16 protein-coding genes and 1 tRNA gene are annotated in these 20,862 nt (G+C 61.2%); 10 read left to right on the top strand and 7 right to left on the bottom strand.

The window, feature by feature from the left end; genetic code table 11:
• Positions 1-12 precede the first annotated feature (12 nt).
• Positions 13-984, bottom strand: coding sequence for an aldo/keto reductase (locus ABJ363_15745; protein ID MEP4380447.1), 972 nt, complete (start codon positions 982-984; stop codon positions 13-15).
• A 142-nt stretch (positions 985-1,126) separates the two neighbouring features.
• Between ABJ363_15745 and ABJ363_15740 the strand changes: the two genes are divergently transcribed.
• Positions 1,127-1,202, top strand: a tRNA-Thr gene (locus ABJ363_15740).
• Between the two features lie 302 nt (positions 1,203-1,504).
• Here the strand turns inward: ABJ363_15740 and ABJ363_15735 are convergent.
• Together ABJ363_15735 and ABJ363_15730 are read right to left on the bottom strand one after the other, a co-directional pair.
• Positions 1,505-3,538: a tripartite tricarboxylate transporter permease gene (locus tag ABJ363_15735; GenBank protein MEP4380446.1), complete on the bottom strand. Its 2,034-nt coding sequence runs from the start codon at positions 3,536-3,538 to the stop codon at positions 1,505-1,507.
• A 260-nt stretch (positions 3,539-3,798) separates the two neighbouring features.
• Positions 3,799-4,896, bottom strand: coding sequence for a hypothetical protein (locus tag ABJ363_15730; GenBank protein MEP4380445.1), 1,098 nt, complete (start codon positions 4,894-4,896; stop codon positions 3,799-3,801).
• Positions 4,897-5,313: 417 nt separating this feature from the next.
• Between ABJ363_15730 and ABJ363_15725 the strand changes: the two genes are divergently transcribed.
• The 4 genes from ABJ363_15725 (at position 5,314) to ABJ363_15710 (ending at position 9,447) form a co-directional block, all read left to right on the top strand.
• A complete protein-coding gene (locus ABJ363_15725) occupies positions 5,314-6,363 on the top strand; it encodes a 2-dehydropantoate 2-reductase N-terminal domain-containing protein (GenBank protein ID MEP4380444.1) in 1,050 nt (349 codons plus the stop codon).
• A gap of 8 nt (positions 6,364-6,371) precedes the next feature.
• On the top strand, positions 6,372-7,277 hold the full coding sequence (locus ABJ363_15720) for an amidohydrolase family protein (protein ID MEP4380443.1): 906 nt from the start codon (positions 6,372-6,374) through the stop codon (positions 7,275-7,277).
• Between the two features lie 38 nt (positions 7,278-7,315).
• Positions 7,316-8,308, top strand: coding sequence for a zinc-binding dehydrogenase (locus tag ABJ363_15715; GenBank protein ID MEP4380442.1), 993 nt, complete (start codon positions 7,316-7,318; stop codon positions 8,306-8,308).
• 110 nt (positions 8,309-8,418) lie between these two features.
• Complete coding sequence (locus tag ABJ363_15710; GenBank protein MEP4380441.1) at positions 8,419-9,447, top strand: 2-oxoglutarate and iron-dependent oxygenase domain-containing protein; 1,029 nt, start codon at positions 8,419-8,421, stop codon at positions 9,445-9,447.
• 50 nt (positions 9,448-9,497) lie between these two features.
• Here the strand turns inward: ABJ363_15710 and ABJ363_15705 are convergent, their stop codons facing one another.
• Positions 9,498-11,240 carry an adenylate/guanylate cyclase domain-containing protein gene (locus ABJ363_15705; GenBank protein MEP4380440.1) on the bottom strand — a complete coding sequence of 581 codons (1,743 nt, stop codon included), beginning with the start codon at positions 11,238-11,240 and terminating at the stop codon, positions 9,498-9,500.
• Between the two features lie 158 nt (positions 11,241-11,398).
• Here ABJ363_15705 and ABJ363_15700 point away from each other — a divergent pair, with 158 nt between their 5' ends.
• A complete protein-coding gene (locus ABJ363_15700) occupies positions 11,399-12,556 on the top strand; it encodes a cobalamin-independent methionine synthase II family protein (protein ID MEP4380439.1) in 1,158 nt (385 codons plus the stop codon).
• Between the two features lie 22 nt (positions 12,557-12,578).
• Positions 12,579-13,622 carry a 2-dehydropantoate 2-reductase N-terminal domain-containing protein gene (locus ABJ363_15695; GenBank protein MEP4380438.1) on the top strand — a complete coding sequence of 348 codons (1,044 nt, stop codon included), beginning with the start codon at positions 12,579-12,581 and terminating at the stop codon, positions 13,620-13,622.
• 15 nt (positions 13,623-13,637) lie between these two features.
• Here ABJ363_15695 and ABJ363_15690 read toward each other — a convergent pair whose 3' ends face one another.
• On the bottom strand, positions 13,638-15,233 hold the full coding sequence (locus tag ABJ363_15690) for a choline dehydrogenase (protein ID MEP4380437.1): 1,596 nt from the start codon (positions 15,231-15,233) through the stop codon (positions 13,638-13,640).
• 170 nt (positions 15,234-15,403) lie between these two features.
• Here ABJ363_15690 and ABJ363_15685 point away from each other — a divergent pair, with 170 nt between their 5' ends.
• Complete coding sequence (locus ABJ363_15685; GenBank protein MEP4380436.1) at positions 15,404-15,559, top strand: hypothetical protein; 156 nt, start codon at positions 15,404-15,406, stop codon at positions 15,557-15,559.
• Between the two features lie 10 nt (positions 15,560-15,569).
• Here ABJ363_15685 and ABJ363_15680 read toward each other — a convergent pair whose 3' ends face one another.
• Together ABJ363_15680 and ABJ363_15675 are read right to left on the bottom strand one after the other, a co-directional pair.
• On the bottom strand, positions 15,570-16,118 hold the full coding sequence (locus ABJ363_15680) for a hypothetical protein (protein MEP4380435.1): 549 nt from the start codon (positions 16,116-16,118) through the stop codon (positions 15,570-15,572).
• A gap of 3 nt (positions 16,119-16,121) precedes the next feature.
• The gene (locus ABJ363_15675) at positions 16,122-16,892 is read right to left on the bottom strand and encodes a fumarylacetoacetate hydrolase family protein (GenBank protein ID MEP4380434.1); all 771 of its coding nucleotides are present in this window, start codon (positions 16,890-16,892) and stop codon (positions 16,122-16,124) included.
• 172 nt (positions 16,893-17,064) lie between these two features.
• Between ABJ363_15675 and ABJ363_15670 the strand changes: the two genes are divergently transcribed.
• On the top strand, positions 17,065-19,008 hold the full coding sequence (locus ABJ363_15670; GenBank protein MEP4380433.1) for an autotransporter domain-containing protein: 1,944 nt from the start codon (positions 17,065-17,067) through the stop codon (positions 19,006-19,008).
• Between the two features lie 93 nt (positions 19,009-19,101).
• Positions 19,102-20,838, top strand: coding sequence for a thiamine pyrophosphate-binding protein (locus tag ABJ363_15665; protein MEP4380432.1), 1,737 nt, complete (start codon positions 19,102-19,104; stop codon positions 20,836-20,838).
• Positions 20,839-20,862: the final 24 nt, after the last annotated feature.

The following is a 20,862-nucleotide window of genomic DNA, read 5'->3' as shown; positions in this document are numbered from 1 at the left end:
CGTCTTGCCCCGCTAGGTCTGGACTTCCGTGCGATCGGTCGCCGGCGGTGGGCGGCGCGACAGCGCGGAGATTTCTTCGCGCAGATCCGCGGGCATCTCATAATCAAGCGCGTCGAGCGAAGGCTGCAATTGTTCCAGGCTGCGCGCCCCGATGATCGGGCAGGTCACCGACGGGTGTGCGGCCGCCCACGCCACGGCCAGCGTGACCGGGTGAACCTTCTTTTCATCTGCGAACGCGCTGAACGCCCCGGCTGTCTCCACCATCCATTCATCGGCGTAGCGCCGAACGTAGCTGGCATTCTCGACCAGCCGGCCGTCATTGGGGCGTTTGCCCGGCCTGTATTTGCCGCTCAGGAGGCCCCCGCCGACCGGGCTATAGGTGACGACGCCAAGGTTCTCGGCTTGGGCCAGCGGGAAAATTTCGACCTCGGCCTGGCGCTTGACCAGATTGTACATCGGCTGGATGACGTCGAAGCGCGTCCAGCCCCGGCGTTCGGCGGCACCGAGCGACATGGCGATCTGCCACGCCGCATAGTTGCTGGCGCCGAGATAGAGAACCTTGCCGGCCCGCACCACATCCTCGAGCGCGCGCAGCGTTTCCTCGATCGCCGCATTCTCTTCGAACCGGTGCATGAACAGGATGTCGAGCCGGTCCGTGCCGAGGCGCTTCAGGCTGGCGTCGACGGCGCGCGGGATATGACGGCGGGTGCCGCCGCGATCATTGATATCACCGGAGGTCGGGTTGAAGCATTTCGACGCGATAACCAGCTCGTCGCGTTGGCCGGTGATGAGGGCGCCGAGAATTTCCTCGGAATGCCCCTGACTGTAGCCGTCGGCTGTGTCGAAGAAATTGAAACCGCGATCGCGGCACGCGGCATACATGCGCGCGGCCTCGCCGGCATCCGCATCCCCGCCGAACGACATGGTGCCGAAACAGAATTCCGAGACCCGCACACCGGTCCGGCCGAGCAGTTTGTATTCCATGTGTGAGCACCTTCGTCCCGCCGTTGTCGCGCAATACGCATATTACGTCATTGCGTACCGATAATAGTATCATCGGGCTTGCCGCGCGCGCGGCCCCGCGACTATTGTCCCGCCGATTGACGACACAGATTGTCAAAAAGGGGCCGGCTTAGCTCAGTTGGTAGAGCGGCTGATTTGTAATCAGTAGGTCGCGGGTTCGATTCCTGCAGCCGGCACCAATTTTTTTCAATGACTTGGCATATCAGCGTTGTCGGCACGCCTGTCCCGAATCAGGCCGCACAGGCCCGGAGCGCTCAGCCCGCGGCCGCCCAGAACGATGCGCGCGCGGCCTACAATCTCGCCATCACTTATCAACGTGGGCGCGGCGTGGAGCGACGCCGAAGCCGAGATGAACCGACATTTGGCGTCGCCTTCGCGCTTTATCAGAACCCGGTGCACCTCTCGCCGACCACCTGCGTATTGTCGCCAACGCGGTGCGCGTCGCGTCCGCTGCGACTCGGCGTTTTGGGTCAGGAATCAATCAGAAAAAGTTGGGTATCGCCCCGAACAATTCGCCATAGAAACCGTCCAGCATCGAAGGGTGCCAGAAGATGTGCATCACCTCGCCATAGAACCCATACAGGAACGCTCCGCAAATACCGGTGTAGAGGAGAGAGACTCTCCAGCCATAACCGCCCCAGCGCACCAGATAGGCTGCAATAAAGGCCAGCAGCCCGACAATCTGTCCGGCGACAAGGGTGATCAAGATGATACAGAGCAGGTAGCCGAAAAAGATCATGGCCCGACCCAGCACCGCTTTTTCGCTGGCCGCGGCGAGGCCTGCCGACAAGCCGCTACTGGCGGCGACAAACTGGCGCGAACTGCGAACATCGAAAAACAGCGCAGATAAAACCAGAATTGTGCCCGGAATGGCGATGAGCATCGGAAACAGCCTGGCCGACACGGGCCACTGTCGCGCCTCAAAGCAGCTCCACGCAAAAACGAGCAGCAGCAGCATTGCAAAAGGCAGCGATATGAGGGGGTTGCGTTCCGCGCCCTCGCCCATTTCCGAGTCCGAATTCGTCGCTTTGGTTTTGATGACGCCACGGACGGAAAAGTACAATGTCAGCACCACCAGCCCGGCGATGATCAACACGATCGGTCGCGAAACCCAACTGGCGCCATCATAGGCGCGCATGCTGATCTGGAATGATTCTTCCATGAGGGAGCCGAGGATCAAGGCGAGGACCAGCGGTGGCCTTGGCCAGCCGCTCCGCTTCATCAAAAAGCCGACCACCCCCATGCCCAAACATGTAACCCAATCGCCGATCGAGGTGCCGCCGATCCAGGCGCCCATGAAGATGAAAAGGATCACGCCGGGAACGATCAGGTGACCTCGTATGAAAGCAATCCGGGCGACCTGATTGGTGAGCACCATCAGCAAACCGGCGCAGATGATGTTGGCGATAACGATGGTCCAAACCATTGAGAAGGTGAGCGGCAATTCCGACGTCAGCATGTCGGGGCCCGGCTTGAGTCCCTGGATCATCAGCGCGCCAAGCAGGATTGCCGTTCCCAGACTACCCGGGATTCCGAATGCGACCGTCGGCACCAGCGAACCGCCCTTGGTTGCATTGTTTGCAGCCTCCGGGGCGATGACGCCGCGAATGTCGCCCTGACCGAATTTGGAACTGTCCTTTGCGCTCTGCAGCGCATGCCCGTAGGCGATCCAGTCAACAATGGCCGCGCCCAGACCCGGTAGCATTCCGACATAGGTCCCGATCAACGAGCTACGCAATGCGAGCCATTTGTGTGTCCAGGCGTCCCGGACGCCGGTCATGATCGTCACGTCCTTGGAATCCTGCTTCTGCACCCGCGAGATGTTGACGTTTTTCGTCGCGAGTTCGATCAACTCGGGAATCGCGAACAGGCCAAGTACGACGGGAATGAGCGGAATACCATCGAGCAGGTAATCGGTGCCGAACCAGAAGCGCGGGATTGCGACCGCCTCACCATATCCGACCGTCGACATCAGCAGCCCGAGCAGCGCAATGACCAGACCCTTCAGGATCGAACTGCTGGCCAGAGAGCCGATCATGGCGATCCCGAGCACGCCCAGCATAAACAATTCCGGCGAGGCAAATGCCAGGATGAGGGGAAGGATCAGCGGCAGGGACACGGCCAGGATCAGGGCACCGAACACGCCGCCAAACGCGGACACCGCATAGGCGGCGCCGAACGCGCGCCGCGCCTCGCCTTTCTGGGCGAGCGGATACCCGTCGAGGATTGTTGCCTGCGACGCGGCCGTGCCGGGTATTCCAAGAAGTATGGACGCAATCGTATCGCTGGTCGTGGTCACGGCATACATGCCCAGCAGCAGGGCAAACGCCGACACCGGATCCATGCCGAACGTGAACGGCAGCAGAATGACCAGTCCAAGGACACCGCCAAGTCCGGGGACAGCCCCGAGCCAGATACCCAGCAAAATGCCTATGAGCATGTAGCCGAACGCTTGCCATTGGAGGACAAGGGAGAGTCCTTCTATGGCCGAGCTGACCACATTGACTTCTGACATATTCAAGCATCCCCAAGCATTGCGGTGGCTGGCGGCCTATGAATATCGGCACCACCGTTCGGAGACCACGCACCCGACAACGTCATTCCTTGCTGCACGACACGTGCCGGGACCCGCTTCTCCGAAAGCACCGTCACTGCTCGGTCACAAGACCGGGCAGTGACGGCGTTCAGGACAGATAGAGAGGATCGGACACGCTCCCGCCGCAACATCGAAAGGCGCGAAAGCGAGAAACGTGTCCGGTCAACCCGATCGAAGCCCTACTTGGCTTTCCCGGCATTGTAGAAGTCGACCATAAACTGCTTCAAATCCGGCGAAACAGTCGTAACGGTTTTCACAACTTCCTCTGCCACTTCCGGGTCGGCCCAATTTTGCGGATACCCCGAGAGCTTGATTTGTTGCTCGATAAGGGCCGGATCGGCCATCGCCTTTTTCATGCCCTGGCGCATATCATCGACCGCCTCTTTCGGCATGCCTGGCGGCCCCCACAGGAGATGGGAGGCGTTTCCAAGGATGAACATGTTGAACTTCAGGGCATCATACGCAAGACCAGACGGGTCCTTGCCATGAATTTCGCGATAGACTTCCTCGAAGACCGGCAGTTCCGGAATATACTTGTTGACCGTGTCCTTGCCTTCGGAGTCCAGAATGCTCCACTGCATGAGACCCTTCGCGTCGCCTGTGGTCACCATGTTGGGCTCGATCACCTGCCGATAGGTCGAAAGGGGTGCAATCCCCATGCTCGCCTCGCCGGTGCGGACGGCGCTAACGACCTTGATCGATCCCCGGTAGCCGGGGATGTAGCGGAACGGTGTATCGAGTGCCATCAAGGTCAGACGGCCGACCACATCCGGAATGGCGCCCGGACCGATACCCGCCAACTTTAGGTCCTTCGCAGTAACGAGATCTGTCGCCCGTTTCATGCCACCTTGTACCGCGTCACTACGCGCGTACATGACAAGACCACCCGGCGTCACCGTGGCGCCGGCGACCGTCAGTTCATCAAACTTCACGCGCAGACCCGGCGCACCAACAACCTGGCTGATCGGCGAGAAGGCACCGAACTGCAGCGTCAGACCATCCGGCTTTGCGCGTTCATAAAGAAAATTGAATGCCTTGATGCCACCGCCGCCGGTCATGTTCTGAACAATCAATTCGGGATTGCCGGGAACATACTGGCCCAGATGTTGAACAATGTTGCGCGCTGTCAGATCGCTTGCGCCCCCGGCCCCGTACCCGACCAGAATGGTAACCGTCTTGCCTTCATAAAAAGGGGCGGCAACAGCCGGCGCCGACCATGCCATATGGGCAAAAGCGACGCCTGCCGCCAATCCCAAAAGTTTACGATGTTTAAACATGCGAGTTCACTCCCTTTGCTCCGTTTTCAGAGTATTCATAACGTCTTTATATTTTTTACTTTATTTATAATTTAGTATTTTAGACGAAATGCTAATGTGAACAATTATTATACTTAATCCACATTAACTACATACGAGTATTGAGTTTAAGCGTACCCATCCCCGATAGGCACAAATTTATCGACATGCAAGCATTCCTGTAGGTTATGGGATAATGGAGCATCATTACCGAATTAACTGCCTTCGCCGCGGCATGGGTTCAATATCTGCAGCCGGCGCCATCACCACGCATGACTACATGACTTTAGGTTTTCAACGGGTACTCACAGCGTCACGACGATGGTGTAATTTTGCCCTCTGGAGCGGTACCGTAACGACGCTCTTGAATACGAAGGGCAAGGTAAAAAGGGTGGGGACATGGACAATAAAATCGCCGACAAGAAAATTGCGGTGTTGGGCACCGGCGCCAACGGCAGCGTCATCTCGAGTGACCTGATCAATGCGGGCATCGAGATCACGATGATCGACATGTGGGCCGAGCATGTCGAGGCCATGCGGGCCAACGGGCTGTCGATCACGAGCCCCCACGGCGACAGCTTCAACGTACCAGCCAACGCCCATCACCTGTCCGACGTGTGTACCTTCACCGGTAAATTCGACGTCGTGCTGCTCGTCTCCAAGGCCTACGACGCGGGCTGGCTCGCGAAGTTCATCGAGCCTCATCTTGCCGACGACGGCGTGATCGTCGGCGTTCAGAACGCCATGACGGCGGAGATCATCGCCGACATCGTCGGTGTCGAGCGCACCCTGGGCTGCGTCATCGAGCTCGCCTCGCAGCTGTTTGATCCCGGCACCGTCCAGCGCAGCACCAACAAGGACCACACATGGTTCGGCATCGGTGCCTTCGATCCCTCACAAGAGCGGCACATCGAACTGGTCGCCGCGCTGTGCAGTCACACCGGGTCGGTCGAGATCATGGATGAAATTCTGTCGGCCAAGTGGGTGAAGCTGGTTGTCAACGCGATGATCATGGGCTCGATGGCGGTCCTTGGTGGCACGCCCGAACAGGTTCTGCAGCAGAACGGCCCCGAATACGCCGCGCGGGCGCGGAAATGGTTCCTACAGGCCGGCGAGGAAGCGCTCGCGGCCGGCCAATCCCTCGACTACAAAGTCGTGCCGGTCTTCGGCCTCAAGCCCGAGGACGTCACCAACACCAACAATCTGCTCGAGACCCTGCTCGACAAGATTCTCGACGACATCGGCCCCGGCCCGGTCAACACCAGCCTGCAGGACCTGATGAAGGGCCGCCTGTGCGAGACCGATATGATCCAGGGACTCGTGGCTGATGAATGCGAGGCTTCCGGCCGCCCCGCCCCCGTCTGCGCGGGCATCACCGAGATGGCGCGACAGATTCACGCTGGCGAACTGGAGCCGGGCCCCGAGAATCTCGAACGGGCCGGGTGGTAGCGGGAGTTATGTATGACGGACCGGTTATCGATACCCATCATCACATCTGGGAAGTGCAGAACTATCCGTGGCTGACAGCACCCCCCTCCCCGAAAATATTCGGCCCCGAATATGAGTTGCTGCGCCGTGATTACCTGATCGACGATCTACTGGCCGATTTCGGTGATAACAACGTGGTCAAGTCAGTCCACGAACAGGCCCACTACAACCCGCCCGACCATGTCGGCGAGACCCGCTGGCTGCAGGGGGTCGCCGACGCGCACGGCTTTCCCCATGGAATCGTCGGCCACGCGAACATCGCCGGCGATGATATTGGCGACGTGCTGGACGGACATCTCGAGTTCCCGAATTTCAGGGGAATCCGCCATGTCGTCGCGTGGCACCCCGACAAGGAGGTCTGGCAGGTGGTTGACCGGCCGGATTTCTGCATGTCGCCGGAATTCAGGCGCGGCCTGGAGGCGCTTGAAGCCCGCGGCATCCATTTCGAACTGCAGGGCTTCGCCAACCAGTTCGACATTTTCGCCGAACTCGTCGCCGGCCATTCGGGGCTGCGGTTCTGCCTGGTCCATGGCGGTCTGCTGACGGGCGACGACGACGAGACATTCGACGATTGGCGTCGCGCGATCGAGCCACTGGCCAAATTCGACAATCTGTCTGTGAAATGTTCCGGCCCGAACGTCATCAACTGGGAAATACCCCGGCCGCTCACGGCGGTCTCGCGGCAATACAACGCGCTGATCGATATGTTCGGTGCTGATCGATGTTTCTTCGGGAGCAACTTCCCGGTCGAGAAACTGATGACAACCTATGACGAGGTAATGGCCCTTTCCCGGGTAGCACTGGCGGACCGCACGACGGCAGAACAGCGGGCTTTTTTCTACGACACGGCTGCGGCATTCTATCGTCTGGTCTGAGAACGACCCAAGCCCACAACTCGGCAGAAAGCTCAATCATGCCCGACAATAAAATGCAGGCCGTCGTCGTGTGCGAGAACGGCGTCGAGACCGCCGAGGTCGATGTCCCGGAAATCAACGCGAGCCAGGTGCTGGTCAAGGTCGTCGCCTGCAGCGTCAACCGTTCCGACCTGCTGACGGTGCAGGGACAGAACTACGGACATGTCGGCGGCGCCCAGAAAATCATGGGCGCGTCGTTTACCGGCGAAGTCGTCGCGGTCGGCGACGAGGCCGAGGGGATTGCGGTCGGAGATCGCGTGGCCGCGACCGGTGCGGCCGGCTGGGCCGAGTATGCAGTCTCGAACTGGCAACGCGCCCTGCCCGTCCCGTCGAGCGGGATCGAACTGATCGAGGTGGCAGGGCTCGCGTCGGGGCTCTGCGTCATGCATGACGCGATCGTCACCAACGGACATTTCGAGGCCGGGCAGAGCATGCTGGTCCAGGGTGCCAGCAGCGGCGTCGGAATCATCGCGATGCAGATCGGCAAGTTTTTAGGTGCGAGCATGGTCATCGGCACATCGACAAATGCCGGGCGACGCGGGCGGCTATCCGACGTCGGCGCAGACATGGCGTTCGATTCCCGCGACGAGAGCTGGGTCGATCAGGTGCTGGAGGCGACCGACGGACAAGGTGTCGACCTGATCATCGATCAGGTCTCGGGCTACACCGCGAACCAGAACATGGCGGCCACCAGGGTCCATGGCCGGATCATCAATGTCGGACGGCTAGGCGGCGAAAAGGCGGAGTTCGACTTCAACCGCCATGCGGAGCGGCGTCTCACCTACATCGGCACGACCGGGCGCACGCGTTCCCTTGATGAGCATATCGAAGTCGTGCGGCTCGCGCGCGAGGGGCTTTGGGACGCGCTGGCCAATGGGGCATTCCGGATGCCCATCGACAGCACGTTCCGTCTCGCGGAAGCGGGCTCTGCCCTCGAACGCATGGCCGCGAACCAGCATTTCGGCCGCATCATGCTGACGATCGACGCGTAGCGTCTTCGCGTACACAATTCCCGCGCGACGTGGACTCACCTATTTTCTGCTCCTAGAGTCGTTTCAGCACCGGTAAAGGCCAGCAATAAGCCTGACCAGGGGAGCGCGTCATGAACATCATCACCCAGTCCGCGGCCAGCCGCGCGGCCCGCGACGTCCCGCGTCGCGAATTACCCGTAGTCGACGTCGGCGATGTCATCGCCGGCGATCCAGACGCGCCCGCCAGGATTTCAGACCAGTGGCGCGAGGTTTGGGAGACGATCGGGTTCATGTGCATCGTCAATCACGGTGTGTCGCAGGCGAAGATCGACGGCATGTTCGCCGCCGCCAAGCAGTTCCACGACCTCCCGGAAGACGTGAAACAGACTGTCCCCCTGAATACGGACCATCGCGGCTATATGGGCATTCGCGCCGACTATCTTGAGACCGGCGAGATGGAGGACAACCGCAAACCGTCCATCTCGCAAGCCATGTTCACCGCGACGGAATACCCGGCCGACAACCCTTTCGTCCGGGCCGGCGCCCAGTTCTACGGCCCGAACCAGTGGCTGCCGGAAGATATCGCGCCCGCGTTCCGCGAAACGACGCTGGACTACATGGATGTCGTGACAGAGCTGGGCAGGAAACTCCTGCCGATCTGGGCGCTGTCGCTTGAACTGCCCGCAGACTATTTCGCGCCGCATTTCGAGACGCCCTACACTTATTTCAGAATCGCCACCTACCCACCCCTGCCGGAACATCAGGACGCCGAGATGGGCATCCACGCCCACCGCGACACCGGCTTCATGACCTTCCTGCCGCCTGCCAAGGAGGAAGGCTTGCAGGTGCTGGATGAAGACGGAAACTGGTTCTGGCCGGAAATGCCCGACGACGCGATGGTCGTGAATCTCGGCCAGTTCGCGACCCGCTGGACCAACGACCGGTTCAAGGCCACCACTCACCGGGTCGTGCCGCCGCTGGAAAACGACCGCTACGCGATCCCTGTGTTCGTCAACCCGGATTTCGAGGCGCGCAACGAAACGCTGGCCACCTGCACCGCGCCGGACAACCCACCCAGATATCCCGTTCAGACCTATCGGGAATGGTTCGGCTGGTACATGAGCAACACCTTCGACGTGTACAAGAATGACAAGTCGTAGCCTGACGCGCGTCGCCCAAAGAAACGGCAGTTGCGAAACCGGATATATGGTTAGGGCAGACCTGCGTCCACAAGACTGGCACGGTCACGTGTCAACCTGTCCGGATCCAGACAGTTCTGGGTGAGCGCCCAATTCTCCACGGTGAATTCGGGTCGGGCCGCGAGGAGATTCACGCCGTGAGACCGGGCGCCGTCCATGTCCCCCATATCGGCGCAAGTCAGGACCATGTCGACGAGACCGAAGCCGGTACTTCGGTCATTATACTCCGATAGCACCGTGAGGGCCTCGTCGTAGCGACCGGCATAGCGGTATGCGTGCCCCAGGATACCGAAATACCATCCCGGGCCCAGCGGATTCAGCCGAATGGCAGACTGAACTTCACGAATCGCTTCTTCCGGACGCTCGGCAAAAGTAAGGGCCAGCGCAGACAACGCCCGGAGGTCCGCATGCTCGGGCGCCAGTTCGGCCGCCCGGCCATATGCGGCGACCGATTCCTCCAGTTGCATATGCGCCATGTGCCAGTAGCCCAGCGCCGCCCAGGCGTCGGCATTTTTCGGATCAATTTCCAACGCCTGGTCCGCAATTGTTTTTGCCCGGAGCAACGTGTCATCCCGATCCACGCTCCAGTGGAACCGCCCTTCGATCGCCAGGGTACAGGCGAGCATCGCCATGATCTGCGCGGATTCGGGATCATGCTCCCGGGCACGCTCGAAGCAAGCGCGGGCGTGGCGGTAGGACTCTGCGTGAACAGTTCGGAAATAGCTGAGACCGCGGATAAACTCCGTCCAGGCCTCGACGTTGTTCGTCGACGTATAACGAAGCAGGGCCTGCTCACCTTCGGTCAGTTCGACCTGGAGCGCGGTGGCCACTGTGAGCGTAATCTCGTCCTGGACTGCGAAGATATCGTCGAGCTGTCGATCGTAGCGGTTCGACCACATGTGGCTGCCGGTCTGCGCATCCGCAAGTTGCACGGAAACGCGGATTCGGTCGGTGGATTTGCGCAGACTTCCGGTCACCACAAAGCGGGCTCCGAGCGTATCGCCAATCTCCTGAACCGTGGCCGCCCTGCCCTTGAATGTGAACACGGAGCTTCGCGGCGTCACCGAAAGATGACCGATCTGCGACAGGCTGGAAATCAAATCCTCCGCGATGCCGTCAGCCAGAAATTCCTGATCCGGGTCTGCGCTCATATTCTCGAACGGCAGAATCGCCAGGACCGGAACATCTTCCTTTGGTAGCGCGGCCGTGGGGGATTGATTGCGACGACGCTCGGCAACCGGCTCCGGAACAACGAGATAGACATCGACAGGGTCGGCGATGTTCTTGAGCTGTTTGCTCCCGAGTGGCTCGAACCCGACATCAGCCTTGTTCCAGAGCTGGTCGTGGACCGTATCCGCAACGACGATGCCGCCTGCCGGCGCGAGCGGCTCAAGACGCGCGGCAATGTTCACGCCATCACCGAACACATCATCATTTTCCAGGATGATATCGCCGATGTTCAGGCCCATCCGGAAAACGACCTGCTCGCCGGGTGTTTCCGGCTGGTTGTGCAGATGGATCGCCGTCTGGATCGCGCGCGCGCAGTTCAGCGCATCGACGGCGCTCGCGAACTCTGCCAGGAACCCATCACCCATTTTCTTGAAAATGCGGCCCCGATGCGCGGAAATCTCTGGCTCCACAATCGTGGTGAGGACCAGGTTGAGACTCTCGAGCGTCCGGACTTCGTCATCCTGCATCTGACGGCTGAACCCAACCATATCGGCGGCAAGGATTGCGGCGAGACGACGTTCCATGGCCGGCATCCTATCCGCGCACCCGAGGAACAACAAACCGGGATTCACTCGTCCGGTAACTTGATTCTTTTCCGACGAACGGGGCCCATCTTGCGCAGGCGCACATATGCCGCGAAACTGGCCGTGTCGCCGTCCCGGCAGTTCCAAGGAACGAACACATGAAACTCAGCACCGACCGTATTCTCACCACCCATGTCGGCAGCCTGCCGCGCCCCGAAGACCTGCTCGAAATGCTCCGCAAAGAAGATCGCGACGAAGCGGTCGATACCGAAGCGCTGCACAGCCGAACAGCCGAGGCCGTCAAGAATGTTGTGGCCGATCAGGTGGCGTCCGGTATCGACGTCGTGTGCGATGGCGAGATGAGCAAGATCTCCTATCACGTCTATGCCCGACACCGGCTGGCCGGGCTTGAGGCAACCGACGGCACCGGCGTTGTGGGTCGTCCGGCGCCCGCGGATTTCAACGATTTCCCGGAAATGATGGAGGCATTCGGCAAGGGCGGCACCGAACTCATGACGGCGACCGTTTGCGAAGGACCGGTGTCCTATGCCGACCGCGGGCCGCTCGAGCGGGACATCGCCAACCTGAAAGTGGCCGCAGACGCCGCCAAGCCAACCGAACTGTTCATGAACACGGTCTCACCGGGCTGCCTGTCGACCTATGTACCCAACCGCCATTACCCCGACCGGGATGCGTATCGTGAAGGGCTGATCGAGGCGCTGCGCCCGGAATACAACGCGATCCACGAGGCCGGCATCGTCCTGCAACTCGATTGCCCCGATCTGGCCGGCGCGCGTCACACCGACTACCAGGCGATGGACGAGGAAGAGTTTCTTGCGGATGCGGAGAAGAGCATCGAGGCCCTCAACGCCGCCACGAGCGACATCCCGCCCGAAGCCATGCGGATGCACATCTGCTGGCTGAACTATCCCGGGCCCCACACCCACGACATCCCGCTCAAGAAGCTTCTCGGGGTGCTGGCCAATGCACGCCCGCAGGCCCTCCTGTTCGAGGGTGCCAACCCGCGCCATGCCCATGAATGGGAAGACCTGAAGGATGCCGGTGTGCCCGACGACAAGGTGCTCATCCCCGGTGTCATCGATTCCACGAGCAACTTCGTCGAGCACCCGCAACTGATCGCCCAGCGTATCTGCCAGTATGCCGACATCGTCGGGCGCGAGCGGGTGCTGGCCGGCAGCGACTGCGGGTTCGGCACCTACGCCGGGCGCAAGGGCGTGTTCCCGAGTGTGGTACTCGGCAAGTTCCGCGCCATGGCCGAGGGCGCGCGCATGGCCACGGAACGGCTCTGGTCATAACCTCGGCACAGGTTTGAAGGTCATGAACAAGCAAATTGCTGTCCTCTCGACGGGTGCCAACGGCAGCTGCATCGGTGCCGACCTGACCGCGGCCGGTCTCAACGTCACCGTGATCGACCATTGGCCATCCCACGTGGAGGCCATGCAGGCGAACGGGGTCACCATCGAGACCCGGGACGGCACGACCACCACGCCGGTCAACGCGATCCACCTTTGTGACGTCGCCACGCTGACCGAGCCTTTCGACATCGTGCTGCTGACGTCCAAGGCCTATGATTCTCGCTGGCTGACGGAGTTTATCCGCCCCCACCTGGCCGAAGACGGTCTGCTCGTCGCCGTGCAAAACTGCATGACCGCAGAAATGATCGCGGAAATCGTCGGGCCGGAGCGCACTGTCGGATGCGTGGTCGAGCTGTCGTCGCAATTGTTCGAACCGGCCGAGATCAAGCGCAACACCGAGACCGCGCGCACATGGTTCGGCGTCGGTGCTTTCGACCCGACCCATGAAGACCGCGTCGCGGAAGTCGCGGAAGTGCTTTCCCATGCCGGTCGGGTGGACATCAGCGAGGACGTCATCTCGGCCAAGTGGATGAAGCTGATCACCAACACGATGTCGATGGGCATCAAGGCGATCTGCAACGCGACCAACGGCCAGCTGTTCCAGGAAAATGGTCCCGAATACGCCGCGATGGCGCGGGCCGTTTGTCTGAAATCCGGCGAAGAGGCTTTAGCGGCCGGGCAGTTTCTTGGCTACAAGCCGGTGCCCGTCTACGGTCTCAAGCCCGAACAGGTCGAAAACACCAACAACCTCCTCGAAACGCTGCTCGACAAGATCGTGGCCGATGTCGGGCCGACCGCGATCAACACCGTCCTCCAGGACCACATGAAGGGCCGCTACAGCGAGGTCGACATGATCAACGGTATGGTCGCGGACGAGTGCCGCGCCAACGGCCGCGCATCACCCATGAACGACGCCATTGTCGAGATCACCCGGCGCATACACGCCGGCGAACTTTCCCCCGACATCGACAATCTCGAACTGCTGCGCCAGGAAACGACCCGCTGACGCCACCCGCGCGGGTCAGCCGCGCGCGTCCTCAAGGATCATCGCGGATGCCTTCTCACCGATCATGATGGTGGGCGCATTGGTGTTGCCGGAGACGATTTTCGGCATGATCGATGCGTCGGCCACCCGCAGCCCCTCGAAGCCCCGCACCCGCAGCCTCGCATCGACGACCGCGCGCTCGTCCGGGCCCATGCGGCAGGTGCCGACCGGGTGGAAGCTGGTCGCGCCGTAGCGGCGCAGATAGTCGAGCATGTCGGCGTCGGTGACGACCTGGTCGCCCGGAATATGCTCGGACTCGATAAAATCGGCGAGCGGTTTCGCCGCCGCAATCTGGCGCGACATCTGGCACCCCCGCGCAATGGTTTCGCCGTCGCGCGCCGCGTGCAGGAAGTTCGGGCGGATCGCCGGCGCCTCGAACGGGTCCGCCGAACGGGTCATGACGAAGCCGTGGCTCTCGGGCCGCAGGAGCCGCACGATCAGGGAAATGCCCGGAAACGGATGCAGCTTCCGGCCGATCTTCTCGGCGCTGAACAAGGTGATTCCGATCTGTATATCCGGCGTGGCGAGCGCCGGATCGGTCCGGAAGAAACCGGCGGCCACCGATGCGCCCATCGCGAAGAAACCCCGTCGGCGAAGGGCGTAGTTCAACACCTCGCGCGCGCCGCGCAGGGGGTGGCGCACCGCATCGTTCAGCGTGATCGGCTGGTTGCAACGGTAGACCAGCCGGATGTTGAAATGGTCCTGCAGGTTGGCCCCAACATCCGGCATATCGGCCACGACATCGATACCAAGATCCCGCAGGTGCTGGGCCGGCCCGAGGCCAGACAGTTGCAGGAGTTGCGGCGAGTTGATCGCGCCGCCGGAGAGAACAACCTCGCCGCTTGCGTGCGCCACATGTGTCTCACCCCCACGCTCATACTCCACGCCCGTCGCACGGCGACCATCGAACAGCACCCGCGTGGCATGGGCTTCCGTGACGATCGTCAAATTCTTGCGGTTTTGTGCCGGACGAAGGAACGCCACGGCCGTGCTGGAGCGCATTCCCTTCCGCGCGGTCAGCTGCATGTAGCCGAAACCCTCATGCTGCGGGCCGTTGAAATCATCCGTGCGCTGGTAACCGCACGTAACAGCGGATTCGATAAAGGCATCGCTGAGCGGATGCCGTGTACGTGTGTCGGACACGCCGAGCGGCCCGCCCGCACCGTGATACTCGCTTTCGCCGCGCTCCTGATCTTCCGATTTGCGAAAGAACGGAAGCACATCATCGAAACTCCAGCCTTCATTCCCGAGCTGACGCCAATGATCGTAGTCCTCGCGTTGCCCGCGAACATAAACCAGCCCGTTGATCGAGCTGGAACCGCCGAGAACCTTGCCGCGTGGATTGGGAATACGCCGGTCCGCCACCGCCGGATCCGGCTCGTTCGAATACAGCCAGTTCACCTTCGGATTTGTGAAGTGCTTGCCATAGCCCAGCGGGACGTGAATCCACGGGTTGGTATCGCGCCCGCCCGCCTCGAGCAGCAGGACATTGTACTGCCCTGATTCCGACAGCCGGTTCGCCAAAACGCAGCCCGCACTTCCGGCACCGACAATGATGTAATCGAACGTCATGAAGTTCTCCGTTATGTGCCGATCCCACTGCCTATCATCGAGGTGCCCACTTATATTCTATGCCATTCGCTTGGCGTTCCCCCGAAACAAACCGTATTTCATGAACCTCGTAGCCGGCGAAGGTGGCAAGACGGTCCACCTGTCCGGCCTGGTCTCCGACACAATCGAGAGTGAGCCGGAACGAACGGCCAATCACCATGAGGGCGATGATGGATTTCCATGGCGACGACATGTCGGCTTCGAGCACCTGTGTCGGCGTAGCGGCGCTGCTCCTCGAAGGCGCTTCTGCGGAGTTCTATGTGACGGCAGCGGTTGTCAACGGCTAGCCGCCAAACATCAAGGGAGCGGGTCGGGCTCACCGTTTTTGGTCGGCATCCGGTAGCCGACCATGGTCAGGCAAACCGACGTGTAGAGCCCGAGCAACCCGAGCAATTCGTTGACACCGGTCTCACCGAAGATCGCCTGTGTCTCGGCCCAAAGTGCATCATTCGTGCCTTGTCCGGAAATCATATCGGCGCAAAACCGATAGCAGACCGCCTCGTCATCCCGGTCAAATACCGGCTTCTCGCCGAGACGAATCGCCTCGACAATGGCGGGGGCGACACCGGCCTTCTCCGCCGCCGGACCGTGGGACGTCCAGACATATTGGGCGCGCCAATGCTTGGCGACGACGAGAACCGTGATCTCGACAAGCCGTTCTTCGAGGGACACACCGTGGCGCAGGAACTCCTCCACCGGCTCGATACGGTCGGCAAACCCCGGCGACGCCAGCCAGAACTGATACGGCCCGGGCACATAGCCGCGTTTGGTCATGATCCGGTCGTACACGGCCCGCGCGTCAGCCGGGAGGTTCTCCGGGTCAAAGGGCGGGAAACGCGCCGTCACCGGTCAATCCTCGTAGGTGTTCGACAGGGTGCCGATGCCATCGATGATGACATCAATGGTCGCGCCAGGTTTCATCGGCAATGCGCCCGGCCCGGTGCCACAGGCGATCAGATCACCCGGCTCCAATGTCATGGATTGCGACAGCTTGGCGACGATCTCGGCAGGCTGCATGAACAGGTCCGCCACCGGATAATTCTGCCGCTCTCGGCCATTGAGCTCGGCCCGGATCGTGCTGTCGGAAAAATCTGTATCGGTCACGATCGCCGGACCGAACGCACCGAACGTATCGAACCCCTTCGCCCGCGCCCATTGGGGAAACGACGGGTCGGCGTTGAGCAACTGCATCGCCGTCACGTCATTCACACAAGTGAAGCCAAAGATCGCGTCGGCGGCCGCCGTCTCATCGACATTGCTGACAGACTTGCCGATGACGATGCCGAGCTCGGCCTCGTAGATCACCCGGCCGTCATAGGCGGCGGGTTTGCGGATGATGCCGCCGGGTGCGAGATAACTCGTCGACGGCTTGAGGAAGAACAGCGGATATTCCGGCTGTTCCAACCCCTGTTTGTCGGCGGCGGACCGCGAGTTGTTCCACAACGCGATAAACTTTCCGGGGACACAGGGCGTCAGCAGCACCACCGCATCCAATGCGATTGTGTCTCCGGTTGCCGTCGCCCCGGCAAACATATCGCCGTCATGAATCGCGATGGTATCTCCGTCGAGCGCACCGAAGCTCGCCGCGCCGTCTTTCTCAAATCGCACCCAATTGCTCACGTCACTCACTCCGTCTAATTGCCAACCAACGTGATAGCGCGATTAACGCCGAGTTTCGACCACAGTGACTTTCGGCCACCCACAATCACACGCCTGCGCGTGAATGCAATGGTAGTCCTTCACGAGTCCCTGATGTAGATTCGGAACCGTCCTAGGGGAGACGGGAGCCTGAATGCCAATTCACGCACCAGTTCGGCATTTCATATCTGCTTTGCGTATTCCGGCGCTCACCAGCAGCGTGATCGTTGCGGCGGCCATCGCATTCTCCACCGCGCCCGCTCACGCGGCGTGTACCGTCGGCGGCGGTGCCGCGATCGATGGTTTCGCGGTCGGTGCTTCGGTGAACTGTCCGACCGGCACGGTCCAGGCCGGCACGGTGCCGCCCGATGGCGCCACGATCACCAACAAGAACTTCGCCGGTGGCAGCACCACCTTCACCTACACGACCCCGGCGGTCGGGACTGTCCAGCTGGCCGGCAACGTCAGCCTGACCGCAGCAACCGCCTCTGCCTCGGAAGCGGGGGCGGCAGCGGTGGCGAACAACAACGCCCAAGTCGAAGCGCTCTTTGGTGGTGGAAACGGAGGAGCCACAACGACAGATATTCCGTTGGATTCTGGCACTGTCTTCGGGCCGCAAGAAAATCCCGTCAAAGTTGCTCTCGAGGGCGAACTCTTTAACGCCGAACAAGATCACCAGGCAATCACGGAAAACATTCAGTGGATGCGCGACAATGTCGAATACCACGTCCGCAATTTTCGACAAGATTTGGTGGCCGTGAAAATAAAGATTGGGAACACGGAAGAACAACTGGAAACGCTGCGCAATTCGGGACGCGGGGGGGTGCTCTTCCAGATCGCAGTCAATAACCTCGAAGAGGAATTAGAAAGCCTGGATGCGGATCTTCTTAGAACAGAGGAAGCCATGTTGGCATACGTCTTCCAAGGCCAGGTTTTAATCACAGATCGACAAAAGGACGCTGAACGCGGCCGCCTCCGAGTCGAAAGCGCCAGGGAGCGACTGCGCGAACACACGAACGCAGGAGGCACCACCGCGACACCCTCCCAATCACAATTTGCTCTCCTGTTCGGCGCTAAAGACCGCCGCGGTGCGCAACAGGCGTTTGCAACGTCGTTCCGGCTCTCGGAGCTTCTACGAAATGCTTCGAACACGAGGCTCGGCCAGACAGAGACAAACCAACCCCTGTTCCGCCGTCGGCCGAAACTTCCCTCCGCTCTCGATATGTTCGCGAACATCAGCTACTCGGACGTCGAGAATGATGCCAACGGCGCGGGATACGAAAGCAAGAGTTGGCAGGGCACGGTCGGGCTCGACTATCGGCTGACCAATGCCTGGGCACTCGGCGTTTTCACGGCCTTCACCTCGAACACCTCTAAGACCGCGACGATCAATTCCAACTCAGACAGCTTCAGCTACCTGATCGGGCCGTTCGTTCGGTTCAACCCGACCCCGAACATCACCCTGTCAGGCAGTGTGTCTGCGGGCAGCACTGGCACCGACCTGAACGTCGGCGGTGCGACCAGCAGCTTCGACAGCAACCAGCAACTGGCGACCTTCGGCATTCGCGGCAGCTGGTCGGAGGGCAACTGGACCTTCGCGCCGGCCGTCGGCATCTCCTATTCGGTCACGCGCAGCGACGGCTTCACCGACAGCAACGGAAACGTCAACGGTTCCAGTACCAACCGTTCAGGTGCGATCAATTTCGGGCCCACCATTAGTTATCTCCACACCCTGGAAGATGCCGGCCCCTTCGCGTTGATCACGCCATCTCTCGGGATCAATGGGACCTACAACTACAAACACAGCGGCGATGTGACGTTTAACAACGGCGTCATCCTGACCAGCGACGACCTGTCCGCATCCCTCACCCCCGGGGCATCCGTAAGTTTCACAAACGGCACCAGCGCAAGCCTCGGCTATACCCATTCGGGCATCTTCAGCGATGTCGATGGCTGGTCGGTCACAGCCGGTGCGAGTGCACCCGTGAACCTGATCTTCCCGGGACTGGGCCCGAACGCCACGACAAACTTCCAGTTCACAGCCGAGCCGCAAACGGGCCAGACATTCATGCTCAGGGTCGTCATTCCGGTTTTCTAGGTCCCTGCAGATCGCCAACAATCGGGTCGGCCTTGCCCGGCGCGGAAACTTCGCTACGCTCCACTTTGGTGTATTTGAGCGGGGAAGCGTGACATGAGCGAGCAGGTTGCCGCAGAGCGGATCGTCGATTGCCTGATCGAGGCCGGGACCGAGCATTTCTTCGGCCTGCCCGGCGGCGCGACCATGGACATCTACCGCGCGCTCCACGACCGCCAGGACGAAATTCGGGCCATCGTACCCCGCGACGAACAGACCGCGTCCTGCATGGCTGACATGTACGGCAAGCTGACGGGCAAGCCCGGCATACTCGCCGGACAGGGCGGCTTCACCGGCTCGACTGGCATGTTCGGCGTGATCGAAGCTTTTCTCGCCTCCTCCCCAATGCTCGTGCTGACCGAGCTGTCGGACCATAACGAGTTCGTCATGCACGGCCCGATCCAGTCGGGTGCCGGGCACTACGGCTCGTTCGACCTGGCCGGCATGTTCAGATCGACGACCAAATACACCGCCGTCGCCCACACCGCGCGCGAGGCGGTGATGAGCACCCAACTCGCCTACAAGCACGCAATCACCGGGCGGCCCGGCCCCACGGCCTGCCTGTTCCGCGCCAACACGCTGCGCGACCCGGTCGCCGATAACGCGCTACCGGAAATCCACGATACGAAGCGGCTCCTGAACACCAGCAAGTCCGTCCCCCCGACCGCCGCCATTGATGCGGCGCTGGAGGTTCTCATCGCCGCGAAGGCGCCGGTGATCGTCGCCGGAAACGGGGTTCGCATTTCCAAGGCATTCGACTCACTCGAAGCCATGGCCAATCTGCTCGGTGCGCCCGTGGTGACAACTGTCCTCGGCAAGGGCGCGGTCGCCGAGACCCATGATCTGTCCGCCGGCCCGATGGGCTACACCGGCCTGCCGCTCGCCAACGAGATCGTCGGCATGGCCGACATGATTCTGGTCGTCGGCAGCCGGCTGAAACCCCAGGACACCTGTTTCGAGCATCCGCAGATGTTCGACCCGAACCGCCAGCGGATCGTCCAGATCGATATCGAAGCGCGCAATGCGTCCTGGACCATCCCGGCCGAGGTGGCTCTCGTCGGCGACGCAAACGAGACCCTGAAACTCATGCTCTGGGGCCTGGACGGGCGACTCGGCGCAAACGCGGTTGCGGACCGTCGCAAGGCATTCCTTGATCTGAAGACGGCGCGGAATTTCTTCGCCGACCCGATGCTCGCATCAGCCAATATCCCGATCGCGCCCCAGCGTCTTGTCGCCGAAATTCACGCATCCGTGCCAACCGAGGCGATTGTCTGCACCGACGCCGGCAGCAACCGCCACTGGATGAACCATTTTTTCCAGACACGCCGGCCCAACAGCTATTTCGGCTCCGGCGGCCTGGGTGGTGTCAGCTGGTCCCTGCCAGCCACCCTGTGCGCGAAGATTCTCGACCCGGCGCGACCGGCGATCGGCATCTGCAGCGACGGCGGCTTCGCGATGCAGATGCATGTGCTGCTGACGGCGGCCCAGTACGGGGCCAATCCCGTTTATGTGGTGATGAATAATTCCCGCCTCGGTATGACCGCCGAAGGCATGGGGAACCAGTCCCACGGCAATGATTTCCCCGACACCGACTATGCCGGTATCGCCCGGGCCTGCGGCGCCTGGGCCGAACGCATCGAAAAACCCGACGACATCGGTGCGGCGATCCGCGCTGGCCTCGCGCAGGAAAAACCGGCTGTCATCGATGTGGTCATCGACAAATCCGAGGGCATGCGCCAGGCGATCTATTCGCCGCTCGCGGTCGAGGCGGCGCGCGGCATTCGGCCTGAATAAGCCCCATACAGGTTCGCTCACATC

The sequence above is a fragment of the Alphaproteobacteria bacterium genome (assembly GCA_039980135.1).
Classification (GTDB): domain Bacteria; phylum Pseudomonadota; class Alphaproteobacteria; order UBA6615; family UBA6615; genus UBA8079.
This window is presented reverse-complemented; position numbering and strand designations above follow the sequence as displayed.

What these genes read in the sequence shown, in the direction of transcription:
- ABJ363_15735 (MEP4380446.1), bottom strand. Translation starts at nt 3,538, where the DNA reads ATGTCAGAAGTCAATGTGGTCAGCTCGGCCATAGAAGGACTCTCCCTT.
- ABJ363_15710 (MEP4380441.1), top strand. Translation starts at nt 8,419, where the DNA reads ATGAACATCATCACCCAGTCCGCGGCCAGCCGCGCGGCCCGCGACGTC.
- ABJ363_15745 (MEP4380447.1), bottom strand. Translation starts at nt 984, where the DNA reads ATGGAATACAAACTGCTCGGCCGGACCGGTGTGCGGGTCTCGGAATTC.
- ABJ363_15715 (MEP4380442.1), top strand. Translation starts at nt 7,316, where the DNA reads ATGCCCGACAATAAAATGCAGGCCGTCGTCGTGTGCGAGAACGGCGTC.
- ABJ363_15700 (MEP4380439.1), top strand. Translation starts at nt 11,399, where the DNA reads ATGAAACTCAGCACCGACCGTATTCTCACCACCCATGTCGGCAGCCTG.
- ABJ363_15720 (MEP4380443.1), top strand. Translation starts at nt 6,372, where the DNA reads ATGTATGACGGACCGGTTATCGATACCCATCATCACATCTGGGAAGTG.
- ABJ363_15705 (MEP4380440.1), bottom strand. Translation starts at nt 11,240, where the DNA reads ATGGAACGTCGTCTCGCCGCAATCCTTGCCGCCGATATGGTTGGGTTC.
- ABJ363_15670 (MEP4380433.1), top strand. Translation starts at nt 17,065, where the DNA reads ATGCCAATTCACGCACCAGTTCGGCATTTCATATCTGCTTTGCGTATT.
- ABJ363_15695 (MEP4380438.1), top strand. Translation starts at nt 12,579, where the DNA reads ATGAACAAGCAAATTGCTGTCCTCTCGACGGGTGCCAACGGCAGCTGC.
- ABJ363_15730 (MEP4380445.1), bottom strand. Translation starts at nt 4,896, where the DNA reads ATGTTTAAACATCGTAAACTTTTGGGATTGGCGGCAGGCGTCGCTTTT.
- ABJ363_15665 (MEP4380432.1), top strand. Translation starts at nt 19,102, where the DNA reads ATGAGCGAGCAGGTTGCCGCAGAGCGGATCGTCGATTGCCTGATCGAG.
- ABJ363_15690 (MEP4380437.1), bottom strand. Translation starts at nt 15,233, where the DNA reads ATGACGTTCGATTACATCATTGTCGGTGCCGGAAGTGCGGGCTGCGTT.
- ABJ363_15725 (MEP4380444.1), top strand. Translation starts at nt 5,314, where the DNA reads ATGGACAATAAAATCGCCGACAAGAAAATTGCGGTGTTGGGCACCGGC.